Source organism: Cellulomonas sp. Marseille-Q8402 (assembly GCF_965119525.1).
The window spans coordinates 903,249-921,790 of sequence record NZ_CBCPLX010000002.1; the positions used below are offsets into that span (position 1 = coordinate 903,249).

Annotated in this window: 11 protein-coding genes and 1 pseudogene; 4 read left to right on the forward strand and 8 right to left on the reverse strand. The window is 76.6% G+C overall.

The window, feature by feature from the left end; all coding sequences use genetic code 11:
• Window positions 1-326: 326 nt before the first annotated feature.
• The 4 genes and pseudogenes from ACWPWW_RS15120 to ACWPWW_RS15135 all read left to right on the forward strand — a co-directional run.
• The gene (locus ACWPWW_RS15120) at window positions 327-1,889 is read left to right on the forward strand and encodes a sugar transferase (RefSeq protein ID WP_454051168.1); all 1,563 of its coding nucleotides are present in this window, start codon (window positions 327-329) and stop codon (window positions 1,887-1,889) included.
• Entirely contained in the window at window positions 1,876-3,075 is a 1,200-nt protein-coding gene (locus ACWPWW_RS15125) for a glycosyltransferase (RefSeq protein ID WP_454051169.1), read from the forward strand. Before ACWPWW_RS15120 ends, ACWPWW_RS15125 begins: the two co-directional genes overlap by 14 nt.
• On the forward strand, window positions 3,072-4,847 hold the full coding sequence (locus ACWPWW_RS15130) for a Wzz/FepE/Etk N-terminal domain-containing protein (RefSeq protein ID WP_454051170.1): 1,776 nt from the start codon (window positions 3,072-3,074) through the stop codon (window positions 4,845-4,847). The genes ACWPWW_RS15125 and ACWPWW_RS15130 overlap by 4 nt, the downstream gene beginning before the upstream one ends.
• 620 nt (window positions 4,848-5,467) lie before the next feature.
• Window positions 5,468-5,884 (forward strand): annotated as a pseudogene (locus ACWPWW_RS15135) (glycosyltransferase); the annotation flags it as partial.
• A gap of 448 nt (window positions 5,885-6,332) precedes the next feature.
• Here ACWPWW_RS15135 and ACWPWW_RS15140 read toward each other — a convergent pair.
• Genes ACWPWW_RS15140 through ACWPWW_RS15175 form a run of 8 tightly spaced genes read right to left on the reverse strand, consistent with a single transcriptional unit; the run spans window position 6,333 to window position 18,539 of the window.
• Entirely contained in the window at window positions 6,333-7,556 is a 1,224-nt protein-coding gene (locus tag ACWPWW_RS15140; protein ID WP_454051171.1) for a glycosyltransferase, read from the reverse strand.
• The gene (locus ACWPWW_RS15145; protein WP_454051172.1) at window positions 7,553-8,602 is read right to left on the reverse strand and encodes a glycosyltransferase family 4 protein; all 1,050 of its coding nucleotides are present in this window, start codon (window positions 8,600-8,602) and stop codon (window positions 7,553-7,555) included. Before ACWPWW_RS15145 ends, ACWPWW_RS15140 begins: the two co-directional genes overlap by 4 nt.
• The gene (locus tag ACWPWW_RS15150) at window positions 8,599-10,134 is read right to left on the reverse strand and encodes an O-antigen ligase family protein (protein WP_454051173.1); all 1,536 of its coding nucleotides are present in this window, start codon (window positions 10,132-10,134) and stop codon (window positions 8,599-8,601) included. Before ACWPWW_RS15150 ends, ACWPWW_RS15145 begins: the two co-directional genes overlap by 4 nt.
• Window positions 10,131-12,242, reverse strand: coding sequence for a glycosyltransferase (locus ACWPWW_RS15155; protein ID WP_454051174.1), 2,112 nt, complete (start codon window positions 12,240-12,242; stop codon window positions 10,131-10,133). The genes ACWPWW_RS15150 and ACWPWW_RS15155 overlap by 4 nt, the downstream gene beginning before the upstream one ends.
• Before the next feature lie 52 nt (window positions 12,243-12,294).
• Window positions 12,295-13,497 carry a glycosyltransferase family 4 protein gene (locus ACWPWW_RS15160; RefSeq protein ID WP_454051175.1) on the reverse strand — a complete coding sequence of 401 codons (1,203 nt, stop codon included), beginning with the start codon at window positions 13,495-13,497 and terminating at the stop codon, window positions 12,295-12,297.
• The gene (locus tag ACWPWW_RS15165; RefSeq protein ID WP_454051176.1) at window positions 13,494-14,381 is read right to left on the reverse strand and encodes a glycosyltransferase family 2 protein; all 888 of its coding nucleotides are present in this window, start codon (window positions 14,379-14,381) and stop codon (window positions 13,494-13,496) included. Before ACWPWW_RS15165 ends, ACWPWW_RS15160 begins: the two co-directional genes overlap by 4 nt.
• Before the next feature lie 32 nt (window positions 14,382-14,413).
• The gene (locus ACWPWW_RS15170) at window positions 14,414-17,710 is read right to left on the reverse strand and encodes a galactose-binding domain-containing protein (RefSeq protein WP_454051177.1); all 3,297 of its coding nucleotides are present in this window, start codon (window positions 17,708-17,710) and stop codon (window positions 14,414-14,416) included.
• Between the two features lies 1 nt (window position 17,711).
• Window positions 17,712-18,539 (reverse strand): ABC transporter permease, encoded by an 828-nt coding sequence (locus tag ACWPWW_RS15175; RefSeq protein WP_454051178.1) that lies wholly within the window; start codon window positions 18,537-18,539, stop codon window positions 17,712-17,714.
• Window positions 18,540-18,542 lie beyond the last annotated feature (3 nt).

Sequence of the window (18,542 nt, forward strand, 5' to 3'; positions counted from 1 at the left end):
GCTGTGCCGGACACGCCGCCGCGTGTCGGGCACAGGCTCTCCACTTGGCGTGCCCGGGGGCGTGCCCGGGGACGGGGCCGGGGGCGGTGGGGCGGAAGGGGGTTCCGGGTCGGGGGTGGGTATCGGTGCTGGTCAGAGGTGTAGGCGCTGGTGGGGGCGTCGGGGGCGGGGTCACCCGGACGGGGCCGTCCGCAGGTGTTCGTGCACGTCAGGAGGACGTCGCTCGTCCATATGGGTGTGAAAGGGGTGAAAACGGACAGATGGGGCGGACTGGGGCAAACCCGCTGATATAGCCTCAAGTCACACCAAGCCCGGGGGGACCCAAAATGAGCCTGCTCGACGATCACGACGTGTCGCGCTCCGCGGAGCGCACCGTCGGGACGCCGGGTACCGAGGCGCCGCCGGAGCACGACAGCGCCGAGCGCCGACGCACCGCCCGCGGCCCCCGGTTGTCCTGGGCTTCGGACCGTCCGTTCTACGAGCCCCGCGGCACCGCGGCGCCGTCCGGCTGGCGCACCCAGCACACGACCTACCAGGCCGCGACGCTGGCCCGGGACCTGGTCCTCGCGACGTTCATCCCCACGCTGCTGCTGTTCCTGATGCACGGCGTCACGCTGCTCCAGCTGTCCTGGGGCATGATGATCGGCCTGCTGTTCGTCGCCTTCATCGCGGTCGAGCGCGGCTACGAGACGCAGGTGATCGGCGACGGCCACGTCGAGTTCGAGGCCGTCCTGCGCGGCGCGGTCCTCACCGCCGCCTCGCTCGCGGTGTTCGCGGTCGGCGCGGACGTCGACGTGCCCCGGACCATCGTGTTCATCGCGCTGCCGGGCGTCGCGCTGGTGCTGATCACCGCGCGGCACGTCGCCCGGCGGGCGCTGCACCGCCGCCGGGCCGCGGGCGAGGCGATGCGCCGCACGCTGGTCGTGGGCGACGCCTCCTCCATCACGCACGTGGTCGACGACCTCAGCGGCCTGCCGCAGTTCGGGTACCAGATCGCGGGGGTGTGCGTGCCGTCGTTCGACGGGCCGCTCCCGCCGCTCGGCGTCCCGGTGCTCGGCACGGTCTCCGACGTGGTGCAGGTGGCCGTCGACGGCGAGTTCGACGTCGTCATCGTGACCGGCTCGGAGCTGTCGGGCCAGGCGCTGCGCCGGCTGTCGTGGGCGCTGCAGCGGACCAGCACGGAGCTCGTGGTCGCGCCCGGCATCGTCGAGGTGTTCGGCCCGCGGGTGACGCTGGAGCCGACCGCCGGCCTGTCGCTGATCCACGTCAACGCGGCGGAGTCCCGCCGGTCCCGCATCGTGACCAAGCGGGTGTTCGACACGGCGTTCGCGCTCGGCGCCCTGCTGCTGCTGTCCCCGCTGCTGGCCGTCATCGCGCTGGCCGTCCGCGTCACCAGCCCCGGCCCGATCCTGTTCCGGCAGACCCGGGTGGGCAAGGAGGGCCGCGAGTTCTCCATGCTGAAGTTCCGCAGCATGGTGGTGGACGCCGAGGAGCGGCTGGCCGCGCTGCGCGCCGCGAACCAGGCCGACGGCCCGCTGTTCAAGATGGACCGCGACCCGCGGATCACCCGCATCGGGCACTTCCTGCGCAAGCACTCGCTCGACGAGCTGCCGCAGCTCATCAACGTGGTGCGCGGCGAGATGGCGCTGGTCGGGCCGCGGCCGCCGCTGGCGCACGAGGTCGCCCAGTACCGCGAGTCCGCCCGCCGGCGCCTGCTGGTCAAGCCGGGCCTGACGGGGCTCTGGCAGATCAGCGGCCGCGCCGACCTCGCGTGGGAGGAGGCGGTCAAGCTGGACCTGCGCTACGTCGAGAACTGGTCGATCGCCTTCGACCTCATGATCATGTGGCGGACCGTGCGCGTCGTCGTGAGCGGTCATGGCGGTCGCTGACGGGGTGGCGCTGGCGCACGACTACGCCACGCAGCGGGGCGGCGCCGAGCGCGTGGCCCTGGTGATGGCGGACGCGTTCCCCGGCGCCCCCCTCTACACGACGCTCTACGAGCCCGGGAGCACCTTCCCGGAGTTCGGCCCGCTCGACGTGCGGACCAGCCCCATCGACCGCCTCGGCATGCTGCGCCGGCACCACCGGCTGGCCCTGCCGTTCCTCGCGACGGCGGTGCGGTCCACGCCGATCGAGGCCGACGTCGTGCTGGCCTCCTCCACGGGGTGGGCGCACGGCTTCCCGACGACCGGCCGGAAGGTGGTCTACTGCCACGCCCCGGCCCGCTGGCTCTACCAGTCGGACCGCTACCTGGGCCCGGCCCGTGGAGCAGGCTCCGACTCGGCCCCCGGTGGCGCGACGCGCTGGCTCGCGGCGCGGGCCCTCGGGCTGCTGGCCCCCGGCCTGCGCCGCTGGGACCGGCGTGCCGCGGCGACCGCGGACCGGTACCTGGCCAACTCCACCGTGACCGCGCGGGCGATCCGCGAGGTCTACGGCATCGAGGCGGAGATCCTGCCGCCGCCGCCGGCCATGCTGCCGGGCGGGCCGGAGACCGCGGTCGAGGGAGTCGAGCCGGGCTTCCTGCTCTGCGTCGCGCGGCTGCTGCCGTACAAGAACGTGGACGTCGTCGTCGAGGCGGTCCGGCGGATGCCCGGCACGCGCCTGGTCGTGGTCGGCGACGGCCCGGAGCGCGCCGCGCTCGAGCACCGGGTGCGCGACCTCCCGCGCGTCCGCCTGGTCGGCCGCGTCGACGACGCGCGCCTGCGCTGGCTCTACCGGAGCAGCGCCGCCCTGGTCGCGGCCTCGTACGAGGACTACGGCCTGTCCCCGCTGGAGGCGGCCGCGTTCGGCCGGCCGTCCGTCGTGCTCCGTGACGGCGGCTACCTCGACACCGTCCGCGACGGCATCACGGGGGAGTTCTTCGACGCCCCCGACCCCGACCTGGTGGCCGAGGCCGCCGGGCGCGCGCTGGCCCGCACGTGGGACCCCACGGTGCTGACCGCGCACGCCGACGACTTCGCCGCCGAGCGGTTCGTCGACCGGCTGCAGGAGATCGTGCGCGACGAGCGCGCCGTCCTGCGGTCCGGCAGCGTCCCCCGGCCTGAGCCCGTCCCGACCGAAAGGCGCCCCCGATGACTCTGCAGGACATGTTCCGGACCGTGTGGTTCGGCAAGTGGCTGGTCCTGGTGTCCGTCCTGGCCGCCCTGGGCGGTGCGTGGCTCTACGTCTCGCGCCAGGAGCCGCAGTACGCCAGCACCGCCACGGTGCAGCTGGTCGACGTCGAGACGCTGTCCGCCGCGGGCGTCCGCCTCGAGAGCGACCCCAGCCTCGCGACGAGCGACAGCGTGACCGCCGCGGCCGCCGAGGAGCTCGGCGACCCCGACCTCGCGGAGGGCCTGGCCGCCAGCACGACCGCCGAGTACGCGACCGACAGCCCGACCAACGTGGTCATCACCGAGACCGGCACGGACCCCGAGACGACCGTCGAGCGCGCCAACGCGATCGCGACCGCCTACGTCGCCGCGCTGCAGGCGCAGTTCGACGACGACCTCGCGACGATGCAGGAGCGGCTGAGCACCACCGCGGAGAGCATCGACCAGCAGCAGCAGGCGATCACGGCTGCCCGCCGTGCCGCCGCCGCGGCCACGGTCGCGACGAACCCCAACGCCGTCGTCGACCCGGTCGACGGCCTGCTCGAGGCGCAGTACTCCACCACGATGGACCAGTACCAGACGCTGTCGGGCCAGCTCACGCAGGCGCAGCTCCTGGCCTCGCCCGCGTCGATCCTGCAGAACGCGGTGCACGGCACGCTGGTCAGCATCCCCGCGACGCTGATCTACCTGATCGCCGCGCTCGCCGGCCTGCTCGTCGGCATCGGCCTGGCCGTGGTCCGCCGCGGCCTGGACACCAAGGTCCGCACCACGGGCCAGGCCCGCCGCGGCGCCGGCGCACCGGTCCTCGCGCGCCTGTCGGGTACCGCCGCCGCGCTGAAGTCCTCGGAGACCGAGGGCACGCTGCCGGTGGCCCGCCGCGAGGCGACCGCGTACACCCGGTCCATCCGCGAGCTGCGCACCGCCCTGCAGGCCGCGGTCGAGAACGACTCCGGCAGCGCCGTGATCGTCGTGACCGCCGCCGACGTCGAGACCCCCCGGTCGTTCGTCGCCGCCAACCTGGCCGCGTCCTGGGCGCTCTCGGGCCGCAGCGTCGTCGTGATGTCGGGCGACCTGCGCCAGCCGCGCCTCAACGCGCTGCTGCCGGCCACCGCCGAGGCGCCCGCCCGCACCGGCCGCACCGGCCGGCCGCGCACCGCCGCGGTGCCGACCGCCATCCCGCACCTGTCCGTGCACCCGGCGCTGCAGACCGAGCTGGACCCGGCCGACTTCCTGGCCAGCGCCGAGGTGCGGGCCCTGGTCGAGCAGCTGCGCAGCACGGCCGACGTCGTCATCATCGACGCCCCGCCGATGCTGGTCGCCGCCGACGCGACGATCCTCGGGTCGTACGCCGACGGCGTGCTGCTCACGGTGACGCTGGGCCACACCCCGATCGGTGCGGTCGAGGAGTCCGCGGAGCGCCTCCGTGCCGCGAACGCCGCGCTGCTGGGCCTGTCGCTCGACGGGGTGACCGAGCGCCGCGAGGCGACGTACGACGCGACCTACGCCTACGCCGGCGCCGACGCGTCCGGCGAGCAGGGTGCGGTCGAGGAGATCGCGGGCGAGCACGCCGCACCCGAGGAGGCGGCGACCGACGCCGCCGCGCGCGCGGACGAGGCGGCAGCCGAGGCCCCCGCGGCGAGCACCGAGCCCGACACGGAGCCGGCGGACCAGGCCGACGCCGGCACGGACGAGGACGACGACGCGGCCGACCGGTCCGCGAAGGACCGCACGCCGGTCGGCGCCGAGACCCCGTGACGCCGGGCGCGCGGCCGGTGCGGGTGGTCGTCCTCGACCACACCGCGCAGCTCGGCGGCGCGGAGCTGGCCCTGCTGCGGACGTGCGCCGCCCTCGACCCCGCGCGGGTCGAGGTGACGGTGGTGCTGTTCGCGGACGGGCCGCTCGCCGGGCGCCTGCGGGAGATCGGGGTCCCGGTGCGGGTGCTGCCGCTCGATCCCCGGGTCGCGTCGACGGACCGGGCGGCCGCGGGCCGGTCGGCGGCGGGTGCGGCGCGGTCGGTGGCGGCGACGCTGCCCTTCGTGGCCCGGCTCGCGGGTCTGCTGCGGTCGCTGCGGCCCGACGTCGTGCACACCACCTCGCTCAAGGCCGACCTGATCGGGCTGCCCGCCGCGGCGCTCGCCCGGCGGCCGCTGGTCTGGCACGTGCACGACCGGATCGCCGACGACTACCTGCCGGCGCCGGTCGCCCGGGTGCTGCGGGTCCTGGCGCGCCGGGGGCCCCGGCACGTCGTCGTGAACTCCCAGGCCACCGCCCGCACCCTGCTGCCGCTCCCGCGGGGCTGGACGCTCGCGTACCCGGGTGTGGCGCCGGAGCAGGTGGCCGCCGACCCGGCCGCGCGCCGGGCCCCGGCCACGCCCGTGGTCGGCCTGGTGGGCCGCGTCAGCCCGACCAAGGGCCAGCGCGAGTTCGTCGAGGCGTGCGCGCTGCTCGCCGACCGGTACCCGGCCGCGCGGTTCCGGGTGGTCGGTGCCGCGCTGTTCGCCGAGGCCGCCTACGAGGACGAGCTGCGGGCCCTCGTCGCCGAGCGCGGCCTCGCCGGGCGCGTCGAGCTGACCGGCTGGGTGGCCGACCCGGTGGCCGCGATCGACGGGCTGTCGGTGCTGGTGCACGCCTCGCCGGTGCCGGAACCGTTCGGCCAGGTGGTCGTCGAGGGCATGGCCCGGGGCGTGCCGGTGGTGGCGACGGCCGGCGGTGGGGTCGACGAGATCGCGGTGGCCGCCGACGGCACCCCGCGCTGCCTGCTCGTGCCCCCGCGCGACGTGCCGGCCCTGGCCGCGGCGGTTGCCGAGGGGCCGGGCCGCCCCCTGGCGGACGCCGCCCGCGGCGCCCCCGCGCGGAAGGGCGGCCCGACCGACGTCGGCATCGCCCCTCGCTCCTATACACCGAGGTCTGGCACCGCACGGCCCGCCCCCGCCAGCCCCGCCAGCCCCGCTAGCCCCGCTAGCCCGGGGCCTAGCCCCGCTGGCCCCGCTGGCCCCGCTGGCCCCGCCGAGACTGCAGCACCTGCGGGGTTCGCGACCCGAGAACCCCGCAGATGCTGCAGTCTCGGCGACCCGGGTGCGCGGGTGCGCGGGATGCGCGGGGTGCGCGCGGGGTGCGCGGGATGTGCGGGGGGTGCGGGGGGTGCGGGGGGTGCGGAGGATGCGCGGGGTGCGCGCGGGGTGCGCGCGGGGTGCGCGGGGTGCGCGGAGTGTGCGCGGGGCGCGCGGGCCGCGCGGAGGCTCAGCGCTGGGTGGGGGCGGGGCGGCTGGCGCGGACGCGGTCCAGGACCGCGGCCATCTCCCGGACGCGGTCGCTCCAGCGCGGGACGTCGGCCGGTGCCGGACCGAGCCCGGGGGCGCGGTGCTCGGCGAGCACGCGCACGACGGCGTCCGCCAGGTTCTGCGGGGAGGCGGTGGTGACGCGGTCGGCGGGCTGGTCGCGGAACCCGGCGACGGGCGTCGCGACGACGGGGCGGCCGACGGCGAGGTACTCGTAGAGCTTGATCGGGTCGAGCGAGTCGGTGAACCCGTCCACCACGTGCGGCACGACCAGGACGCCGGCGTGCTGCAGGTAGGCGGGCACGAGGGACGCCGGCCGGGCGCCGAGGACGACCGCCCCGGCCGCGTCGAGCCGGGTGAGGTCCAGCGGGTCGAGCAGCGGCGGACCGACCAGCACCAGCCGGGCGCCGGTCGCGCGCAGGTGCGTGGCCAGCCGCAGGCACGCATCGACGTCCAGGCGGTCCGGGTGCAGCGTGCCGACGTAGAGGGCGTAGTCGCCGTCCGGCAGGTCCGCGGGTCGCTCCGCGGGGGTCCGGTAGCCGTCGACGTCCACCGCGTTGGTCAGCAGGGTCACCGGCCGGGACGCCCCCTTGGCCCGGGCGAGGGCGGGGGAGCACACGACGACCTCCGCGCACCGCTCGACCAGCACCTGCTCGGCGGCCCGGATCCGGTCCAGCTCGGCGGGCTCGCGCACGGCGCGCAGCCAGTCGTCGGTGACGTCGTAGAGCGCGCGCCAGCCGGTGGTGCGCAGCACGGCCGCGCCGTCGGGGTCGTTGACCCAGAGCAGCGGGTCCGTCATGCCCAGCCGGTGCGCCATCCGTCCCACGCCGCGGGCCCGGCGGTCGTCGCCGGCCGGGTCCAGACGCCGCGGCAGCCACTTGGTGGGCCGGTACGCCCACGCGCGGCCCGCAGGGGCGCCGTCGTGCGGGCCGAGCCGGCGCAGCCGCCGGCCGACCGTGGGCGACGCGCCGCGGCGCAGGTCGTGCAGGTGGTCGACCGCAGGCTCGACGAAGAGCACGTGCAGGCCGGGGTCCGCGGCCAGCAGCCCGGCCACCAGGTGCTGGTTGCGGCGCCACACCTCGTCCCAGGGCTCGAGCGACAGGACGACCAGGTCCCGCCGGCCCGGTGCGGCGCCGGCCGCCTCGGGCACGGCGCGCGCGGGCGCGTCCGAGGGGCGGCCCGTCACCGCACCGCCCCGGGCGTCAGCGGCGTGCCGAGCACGGCGCCGTAGACGGCCGCGATGCCGTCGGCGTGCGTCTCCGGGTCGAACCGGCGCTGCTGGAGGGCGCGCAGCTCCTCGCCGTAGGCGGCGCGCCGCTCGGGGTCGCGGGCGAGCCGGGCGAGAGCGGCCCCGGCAGCGGCGACGTCCTCCTCGGGCACCAGCACGGCGCCGTCGGCCGCCCCGACGGTCTCGGAGTGCCCGCCGCCGCGCCCGGCGACGACGGGGGTGCCGTGCGCCATGGCCTCGACGACGGAGAGCCCGTACGGCTCGTCGCCGCGCGGCGCCAGGAAGATCGAGGCGGTCGACAGCAGCGCGTCCATGTCGGACCGGGCCCCGAGGAACCGCACGGACCCGGCGACGCCGAGCTCCGCGGCCAGGGCCTCGAGCTCGGGCCGCAGCGCGCCGGTGCCGGCGACGAGCAGCTCCCAGCCGGCCTCGGCGAGCCCGGACGCGGCCCAGACCCGCAGCCCGACGTCGGTGCGCTTCTCCGCCTCGAGCCGCTGCGCCATCAGGACGACGGGGCGGCGGGCCGCGGCGGGCTCGTGCGCGGCGCGGGGAATCGTGGGGACGCCGGGGTGCACGACGGTCGACGGACCCTCGACGCGGTCGGCGACGAAGGCGCTGATGGCGACCTGCGCCGCGAGCCGCGGGCCGACGAACCGGCCGACGGCGCGGCCCAGGCCGGACGACCCGCGGGTGGCGGCGAAGTGCCGGGTGGCGACGACGGGGGCCCGGGCCGCGACGGTGGCCGCGAGCTCGGCCGCGGTCATGTGGGCGTGCACCAGCCGGGCGTCGACCCGCCGGAGGGCGGCCGCGGCGCGCAGCGGGGTGGGGGCCGGCGCCCAGCGCACGCCGGAGCCGGCGAGCTCGGCGGGCATCCGCCCGGCGCTCCCGCCGAGCACCTGGACGCGCAGACCGCGCGCGTCCTGGGTGCGCGCGAGGGTGGTCACGTAGCGCTCGACGCCGGCGAACGCGTCGGTGCACACCACGTGGACGACGTCGGTGGTCACGAGGTCTCCCGGTGGCCGACGGACGCGGGGACGCGGCGGCGGCGCGGCCGGCTCGGCAGCAGGTGCCGCGCGCGGCGGCCGGCGGGGCCGTCGGCGGGCCCGGGCTGGCGTCGCGGGGGCCGCGGGGGGGCCGTGGCCCCGACGGGCAGGCCGTCGTCGCCCGCCCCGGACCGGTCCGCGTGCGCCTGGGCGCCGAGGCAGATGCCCGCGATGACGAACGGGATCGACACCTGGGCGGCGACCCAGAACAGGTCGAACTGCCCCTGCACGAACCGCATGGCGACCATGACGAACGCGAGGGTGCCGTAGCGCGGGTCGACCCGCCACAGGATGACCAGGATCACCGCGAACATCAGCAGGAAGCCGATCAGCCCGACGACGCCGCCGGAGGACAGCACCTCGAACTCGGCGTTCGGCGGCTGGAACGACTCGTCGAACCGGTCGGTGTACCACCAGCGCAGGCCCGCGCCGAACCAGGGGTACTCCTGCCAGATCAGCAGCGACTGCCGGAACCAGACCAGCCGCTGGTAGGCGGAGTTGTACTGGTCGCCGGACTCCAGCTGGTCCTGGACCAGCGACCCGATCACCAGCGCGGCACCCGCGACGGCCAGGAGCACGACCTTGGAGCGGTGCCGGTGCGGGTCCGGCCGCAGCGCCACGACGGCGATCGCGATGGCCAGGCCGATCAGCGCCTGCCGGGACTGCGCCACCAGCGTGCCGGCCAGGAACAGCCCGAACAGCGCGAGGCACACCAGGTCGTTCCACCGCAGCCACCGGGGCCGGGCGTAGACGATCATCGCGGCGAACGCGAGCACGCAGCCGATGTAGTTCTTGTGCATCAGCAGCGGCTCGTTGAGGTACACCGCGCCGGTGTTCCCCTGGCTGAGGTTGACGGCGAACTGGCCGAGCGCCGCGATCGCGACGACGGTCGAGCCGCCGACGTACAGGCCGAGCGCGAGCCGCGCGTACCCCGCGGCGCCGATGGCCCAGCCGACCAGCAGCGCGCCGCCGACGAGCAGCCAGGAGTGGAACCACTCGACGACGTTGGCCACGTAGGGGTTCGCGATGACGGTGAACAGCACGGTCGCCTGGTAGAACGCCGACGCCCACAGCACCCCGCGCATCGGCCGGGACAGGGGCCGGCGGCAGAACAGCAGGGCGGGCCAGAACCCGATGAACAGCACGAAGTCGGAGACCGACAGCGCGCCGCCCACGCGGTTGACCAGCAGCAGGGCAGGCATCCCGAGGATCGGCAGCGCCAGCGGCTCGCGCAGCGTGAGCCCGACGACCAGCACCGCGGCGCCGACGCCGACGGTCAGCCACGGCTCGACCGAGGTCAGCAGCGCCAGCACCACGCCGAGCGCGACGAGGCCGGCGGCCAGCAGCACCCGGCGCCAGGGCGACGTGGACGGGACGCGCTCGAGCACGCCGGGGGCGAGCGTCGTGCGGTGCGGGGCGACGCCCGGCGCGAGGCCGGCCGGCGGGGCGCCCGACGGGGCGGGGACGACGGCGGGCGTGGTGGTGGTCGTCATGCGGCGGCCTCCCGGTCGACGGGGTCGGAGGCGGTGGTGACGGGTCGCGGCGCGCGCGGGTCGCCCAGCGCGGCCTCGGCCCGCAGCGGCCCGCGCAGGTACAGGCGCAGCCGGCGGCGGGCGGACGCGCCGCGCTCGCCGGGCAGGGCCGCGCGGGGGACGGCGCCGAGGGCGACCGCCGCGCGGACCGAGGCCCAGCCGGCCGGCCCGTGGTGGCGGCGGAAGTAGCGCTCCTGCGAGGCGTGGAAGTGCGTCTCGCGGCGCGTGGGGTCCGAGCTGGTGCCGCCGCCGACGTGCTCGGCGAGGACGTCCTGCGCGACGACCGACCGCCAGCCCGCGTCGTGCGCGCGCCGCTGCCAGTCGGTCTCCTCGGAGTAGAGGAAGTAGGCCTCGTCGAACCCGCCGACCTGGGCGAGCGCGGCGGCGCGCAGCAGCAGGACGGAGCCGATGACGAAGCCGTCGACGTGCGCGGCGGGCTCGGGCAGGCCGAGGCCGGCGGCCTGCCGCCACGCCCCGGCGGGGGTCGGGAACGGCCAGCGCACCCGCGCGGGCACGCCGTCCTCGTCGACCTGCGCGGGGCCGACCGCGGCGGCGTCGCCCTCGGCGCGGAGCCGGCGGTGCAGGGCGCGCACGCCGTCGACGTCCACGCGGGCGTCGGGGTTGAGCAGCAGCACGTCGGCGCCGGGGTGGTCGGCGTGGGCGGTGCGGACGCCGAGGTTCACGGCCGCGCCGAACCCGAGGTTGGCGCCGGGATCCAGGTACCGGGCGCCCGCGGCGAGGGCGACGCGGCGCACGGCCTCGTCGCCGGAGTTGTCGACGACGACCACGGGCAGCGTGCCGGCGACCGGCGCGAGCGCCCGCTCCAGCAGCCCGGCGGCGCCGTAGGCGACGACGACCACGACGGGGTCGCCGCCGGCGTCCACGCCGGCGGCCGGGGCGGGTCCCGGCCCGACGACCTCGCGGTACATCGCCTCGTACCGCTCCGCGATCGCGGGCCAGGTGTACTCGGCTGCGCGGGCCAGGCCCGCGGCCCGCAGACCCGCCGCGCGGTCCGGGTCGAGGGCGACGGACGCCAGGGCGGCGGCGAGCGCCGGGGCGTCGCCCGGCGGCACCAGCACCCCGGCGCCCCCGACGACGTCGCGCAGGGCGCCGCTGTCGGAGGCCACGACGGGGACGCCGGAGGCCATCGCCTCGACCGCGACGCGGCCGAACTGCTCGAGCCAGCCCGGCGCGGCCACGGAGGGCACGGCGAGCACGTCCAGCTCGCGGTAGAAGGCGGCGAGCGCGTCGCCCGCCAGGTGACCGTGGAACGCGACCCGCCCGGCCAGCGCCGGGGTCGCGGCGCGGCGGCGGAGCCCGCCCTCGTACGGCCCGGCGCCGGCGATCGCGACGTGCAGCCGCGGGTCGGCCTCGGCGGCGTCGAGCAGCACGTCCAGGCCCTTGTGCGGGTGGAGCAGGCGGCCGACGTAGCCGGTGCGTGCGGGGGCTGCCGCACCGACTACGCCGGCGTCCGTGGGGGCGCCCTCGTCCTGAGCGCCCGGCCCTGCGTGCGCCGCCTGCTGCTCGACGGCCGTGGCAGGGAGGCCGGCCGAGGGAGCCTCGACCCCGAGCCCGATGACGTGCGCCGGGGCGGTGAGCCCCTTGCCGCGCAGGACGTCGCCGGCCTCGGCGTTGCACACGCTCACCGCGCCCGCGCCGCGCAGGGCACGGCGCTCCCACCACCGGAACGGCGGCGGGTAGCGCTTGGCGAGGTTCTGCGCGGAGTAGAGCACGTACGGGGTGCGCACCCGGTGCAGCGCCCGGAGCAGCAGGACCTCGGCCGTCGCCAGCGCCGCGGGCTCCTCGTGCAGGTCGAGCACGTCCCACGGCTCGCCCAGCGCGCGCCAGATCGGGCGCGGGTCGTAGAGGAACACGTTCGGGTGGCGGCCGAACGTGCGCACCCCGACCACGTCCTCGCCCGGCTGCGGCTCCAGGTCGACGTCCCGGCCGCCCTCCTCCCACGTGCGGGCGCTGAGCGTCCGCACGGTGAGGCCGCGGTCGCGCAGGGCGGTCTCCCGCCCCCGCCACGCCGTGACGACGGCGCTGTGGGAGATCCGCAGGACGCGCATGGGGACCATCGTGCCGGTAACCATCACAATTCGGACAACTGGTGCAAAAGGTTCACCCGACCGGCGTGGGTGAAACGCCGGCGACCTCCGCCAGCACGGCGTCGAGCCGGCTGCGGGACCAGGACCAGTCGTGCGTGAGGGCCCACGCGCGGCACGCGGAGCCGATCCGCCGGCGCAGCGGCTCGTCGTCCGCGAGGGCCTCGAGCGCGGCGGCCAGCTCGCCGGCGTCGTCCGGGCGCACCAGCACGCTCGCGTCGCCCATCACCTCGGGGATGCCGCCCACCGCGGAGGCGACGACCGGCACGCCGCTGGCCATGCCCTCCATCACGGTGAGCGCGAACGGCTCCGCCCAGCGGGACGGCACCACCACGACGTCGGCCTGCCGGTAGACCTCCGCCACCTCGGCGCGCGGGGTGAACGGCAGCAGCCGGACCCGGTCGCCGAGCGCCGCCGCCCGGGTGCGCAGGTCCCGCTCGAACGGGGACGGCGTCGCGCCGGCGTCGAAGTTCTGCGAGCCGACCAGCGTCAGCTCGACGTCGTCCCGGTCCAGGCGGGCGACGGCGTCCAGCACCACGTCCGCGCCCTTGTCCGGGATCATCCGGCCGACGAACACCACGCGCAGCCGGTCGCCGCGCGCGGGGTCGGCGCGCGGCGCGAACCGCACGGTGTCGACGCCGTTGGGCACGACCCGCAGCCGGTCCCGCAGGGAGGGCGGCAGGTGGGACGCGGTCTGCTCGGCCAGCGCGCCGCTCACGCAGACGACCGCGGCGGCCGGGCCCAGCACCCGTTCCGCCTCGCGGGCGGAGTAGGTGCGCAGCAGCAGGTTGTGGGCGTAGAGCACGGCGGCGTGCTGCGCATGCACCAGCGGGACCAGCTGGGGGGCGTTGTGCGCCAGGACGACGCCCGGCGCCCAGTCGTCCTGCGCGGACAGCGTCGGGCGCAGCGTGCGCCGCACCCCGGGGCGCGGCAGCCCCAGCCGGCCGGCCAGCGCGTCGACGTACCGGTCGGCGGGCCGCGCCGTCGCCAGGGGGTAGCCGACCGGGTCGGCGGAGGGGTAGCGGTCGGGGTACGTGCCGTCGGCGACCACCACGCGCGGCCGCGGGACGGTGCCCGCCGGGAGCGCCGCGCACAGGCCGTCGACGACCGTCGGGATGGCCGAGCCGGTGCGCGGGGAGAAGTGGTCGCCCGGCGTCAGCACGTGCACCTCGGGCACGCGCGGCGCCGGGGCCGGTCCTGCCCCGGGTCCGGCGGTCACGACCGCTGGCTCCGCGGCCGCAGCCCGAGCGCCGCCCACACGTCCGCCGCAGGACCGCGCCACCGGGGGAAGGTCCACGCCGCGGGGATCGTGGCCAGGGTGCGGGCGGATTCCGCCGGGGGCAGCCCGGAGGACAGCACGCCGCGCACCAGCTCGACGCTCACCTTGGTGTGCGGGAACGCGAACCGGACCGACGCCGACGGCGCGTGCCACTGGATCTGCGCCTGGCCCTGCGCCGAGAACTGCTCGGCGTGCCGGCGCTGCAGGAACAGCTGCTCGGGCACCAGCTGGAACGGCCCGCGGCACGCGAGCTCCGCGAGGAGCACGAGGTCGTTGCCGACGGTCGGCCGGATGCCGCGGGTGCTGCGCAGCGCCTCGGTCCGGTGCAGCCCGTAGAACAGGTGCGCCGCCTGGGCGCGCAGGAAGTGCCCGATGCGCTCGTGCGGGGTGGGCTCGTCGCACGCGAGGTCGGCGTCGTTCAGGTCCTCGGTGATGACGCCGCCCGAGTCGATGATCTGCGTGCGCGGGTAGACCAGCACCGTCGCGGGGTCGGAGTCGGCGAACGTCTCGAGGCAGCGCCGGACGAACGCGGGCCGCCGCACGTCGTCGGCCGCGGCCCACGTGAAGTACGGCGCGCGGGCCTGGTCCAGCACCTGCATGAAGTTCCACCGGCCGCCGCGGTTCTGCTCGTGCCGGAGGTAGCGGATGCGCGGGTCCTCCGCGGCCGCCGCCCGGCAGATCTCCTCGGTGGCGTCGGTGGACCCGTTGTCCGAGATGACGATCTCGATGTCCGCCTCGTCCTGCTCGCGCACGGAGTCGAGGGCGGCCGGCAGGTACTTCTCGCCGTTGTAGACGGGCATGCCCACGGTGGCCCTGGGTGTCATCGTCCGTCCGTCCTTTCCGATCGGGAGGGGGGTCATCCGGCGGTGGCCGGGCCGTAGGCGGCGAGCCGCACCAGCGACAGCGGCCAGGTGGGCTCGGGCGTGACGGGCTCCCACGCGGGGAGCAGGCCGCCGTTCTGCCCGGAGTACACGAGGTCGGGGATGGTCACGCCGCGGCTGACGGTGGTCGGCACCTGGACCCGCACGGCGGTCGCCGTCATCGGCTCGAAGGCGACCGAGGACGTCCGCGCGAGGAACAGGTCGGACTGGCTGCCGACGTCGTGCCAGGTGCCGTCCTCGTCCTGCACGCTCACCGCGTACGCCCGCACCCCGGAGGTGCAGCACCGGACGCCCGCGCTCTCGACCAGCACGCGGTCCAGCACGGCGGGCCGCGCCAGCTCGACCTCGACCCACGGCGACGTGTCCGGGCCGTCGGCCGTGCGCGCGCCGGCGCGCCAGGGGTTCCCGCCCGCTCCGGCGGCCTCGACGAGCAGCTGCGGGTCGGTGCCGTCCGTGGTCGAACTCGCGGTGACGGTGCCGCCCTCGAGCAGGTTCTCCCCCGTGGGGGCCGCGGCCGTGACCGCCAGCCCGGCGGCGGGCGGCGCGGTGACGAACACCGGCGCGCCGGAGACGGCCAGCTCCACGGGCGCGCCCGCGGTCACGGGCAGCTCGCGGGTGCCGCCGTACAGGTCGGTCACCGTGACGGTGGCGTCCTGCTCGACGGTCACCTCGGCGCTGGTGACCTCGTCCTGCGTCCACACGGCGACCAGGGCGGCGTCCGCCACGGCCGTGCCGATGCCGCTGGAGGCGTCGCCGCCCGTCGCGGGACCGAACGCGGTGGCGTGCACCGCGGCGTCCCCGGTGTCGAGCACCGTGGGGTCGTCGCGGCCGTGCAGCAGGCCGGAGGCGGTGGCCATGGCGAGGGCGCCCGGCTTCACGAACGAGCCGACCTGCACGAGCGACCAGGTGAAGCCGCCCTCGCCCCAGCCGCCCTCGCTGAAGAAGTACATCCACTCGTCGACGCCCAGCTCGGACAGCCGCACCAGGGTGCGCCCGACGTCGTACGCCTGCGCCCACTCGTTGGCGGGGCCGTCGGACCACCAGCCCGACTCGGTGTCCCAGACGGCCGGGCGGTCCGCGCCGCACGCGTCGAGGACGGCGTCCAGCGCGGTGATCTGGCCGATCGGGCCGTCGGCGCCCTCCTCGTCCCACGACCGGTTGAAGCCGCTGTACGGGTGGATGCCGACGACGTCCACCGAGGCGCAGCCGCCCGCGTCCACCATCTGCTGGTACCAGGGCACGACGACGTTGAGCGCGTTGCCGCCGATCACCACGGCCTCCGGGTCCACGCCGCGCACCGCCGCCGCGAACGGCGCCAGCACCCGCGTCGCGTAGTCGCCGCCGTCGCCGAACCCGGTGTTGTTCGGCTCGTTCCACGGCGCCCACTGGTGCAGGTCGGGCGCGCCGGTCCGCAGCGCCTCCGCGATGACCGCGACCCACGCGCCCCAGGTGCCGTCGTCGACCGCCTGGAGCTCGGCCTCGCCGCCCTGGCCCACCTGCACGTAGAGCTGCACGTCGGAGTCGGCTGCGAGTTCGGCCGCGGCGGCGACGCCCGCGAACGGGTCGCCGTCCTCCGCGCCGGGCAGGCTGGACAGGTCCAGGCCGGCGGCCGACGGCGTCGCGGTGACGTCCGGGACCAGGCGGCCGAAGTCGAGCTGGACGCGGTGGCTGCCGACGCCGAGCTGGGCCGCGAGCTGGACGCCGCGCAGCGGGCCGGCGCCGCCCCAGTCCGAGCCCTCGGCCAGCGAGGCCGGGTCGTAGGTGGAGCCCGGCGCGCCGACCGCGTACCGGAGGCAGGTCGCGGTGCGCACCGCGCCGGTGTCCTTCTCGACCAGCTCGGCGTGCACCTGGTACGGGCCGGGCCGGGTCGCGGGCAGGTCGAACGGGACCTCGCCCCCGCCGGCCGGGATCGCGACCGTGCCCGACACCGGCTCGACGGGCGGGTCGAGCCACGGGTCGCCGGTCACCTCGTAGCGCAGCTCGTAGGTCTCGCCGAGGGCGCCGAACCACGGCGCGAACTCGGCGTGCACCGCCGGGGTGTCGCCGGGGCCGAAGTAGTCGGTCTCGGCGTCCGTCGCGAGGCCGGCGCCGTAGCCGAGCAGGTCCAGCGTCGAGCCGTGGTTCACGTCCCAGATGACCGGGGCGTCGAGCAGCAGGTCCAGGTCCGCGTCGCCGACGCGGGAGAGCTGCACGCCGTCGCCGTCCTCGCGCGGGGAGAAGAAGTACACCGCGTCGCCCTGCCGGACGAACGGCGTCAGGTCGGCGAACCGGAAGGTCGAGCCCTGGCCCTCGCCGGACAGCGCCATGCGCTCCCAGACCCCGTCCGGGCCGACCTCGACCAGCCGCCACGTCGGGCCGGCGAGCAGCAGGCCGCCGTCGGCCGTGGTGGCGACGCCGGTCGGGTGGTCCAGCGAGGACGCCCGGCCGTTCGCGGCGCCGGACAGCGGGCCCTCGATGCTGAGCCCGGGCGTGCCGTCCGCGGCGTACCGCGTGATCGTGATGGTCGGCTCCTGCTCGTCGGAGTCGCTCATCACCACGAGGCTGCCGTCGTCCTGCGGGTAGAACCGGGGGTAGAGGCCCCAGGTCAGCTCCGGCCCGTCGGGGTCGACCTGCCCGTCCGCGCGCAGGAGCGCCAGCTGCTCGGAGTCCGACATCACGACGGCGGCCAGGACGTCGTCCTGCCCCGCCGACCAGCCGAGCACCGCCGCGACGCGGCCGCGGTCGAGGTCGCCGAGGTCCCAGGTGGCCGACGGCTCCCCGCCGTCGGCCCACAGCGCGACCGTGGTCCCGCCGGCCGAGCCGTCGGGGGCGAGCACGCCGCCGTCCGCCGTCAGCGCGAAGCTGCCCGCCGCGGCGGCGTCGGAGTCCGCCTCGACGGTGACGGGGTCCTCCTCGCGGCCGTCCGCGGTCCACCGGGAGATCGTCGTGGTGCTGCCGTCCTGGCGGAGCGCGGCGACGTGCCCCTCGACGGCCGCCAGCTGCGTCGGCACGCCGGCGCCCGCGTCGGGGACCAGGGCCTCGACCTCGGCGACCGGCGCGTCCACGGCCAGGGCCGAGTACCGGTCCGGGTCCGCCACGCCGCACACGCGCGCGGCGGGGGTCCCGGCGGCGGGCACGGCGGCGGCCGCACCGGCGCCGGGGTCGTCGTCGGCCGTCGTGAGCTGCCAGACGCCCACGCCGCCGGAGACGGCGAGGACGGCGGCCAGGCCGAGGACGACACCGCGGCGCGCGGGCAGGCGGCGCGGGCGGGGGGCGGGCGTCGGCGCGCTCATGTCAGATCACGTCCGCGAAGCCGCGTTCCATCTTCGAGAAGATCAGGGCGCCCCCGACGAACACCACGACGCTGACGCCCGCCGTGGCAGCCATCTGCCAGGCAGCGGGCTGGGCCAGGTCGAGCAGCGCCCAGCGGAAGCCCTCGAGAATCCACGTGAGCGGGTTGATGTCGAACAGCCAGCGCACGTTGCTGCCCACCTCGGAGAGCGAGTACGCGAGCGGGGAGGCGTACAGCAGGGTCTGCAGCGCGAACGGCACCACGTAGGCCACGTCGCGGAACTTCACCATCAGCGCCGAGCAGGCCATGCCGAGCCCGGAGGCGAGCAGGATCACCGCGAGGATCCACAGCGGCAGCGTGAGGATCGCCCAGCCCGGGGTGATGCCGTAGACGACCAGCAGCACCACCATGAGCGCCGACGCCACCAGGAAGTCGACGAGCACGGACAGCACCGACGACAGCGGCACCAGCAGGCGCGGGAAGAACACCTTGGACACCAGCGCCTGGTTGTTCACCAGGGACGGGGCGGCGCGGCTGACGATGCCGTTGAACAGCGTCCACGCCAGCATCCCGGCGAACGAGAACACGAAGTACGGGACGCCGTCGCTCCCGAGGTTCGCGATCTCGCCGAACACGACGGAGAAGATGCCCGCGCTCAGCAGCGGCTGCAGGACCACCCAGATGACGCCGAGGGCCGTCTGGCGGTAGCGGAGCTTGAGGTCGCGGATGCCGAACCGGGTGAAGACCTCGCGGGCCTCCCACATCTCGCGCCACGCCGGCAGCGGCAGGCGGCCGGGCGGGTTGATGACAGTCGTGCGCGTGGCGGCCACGGG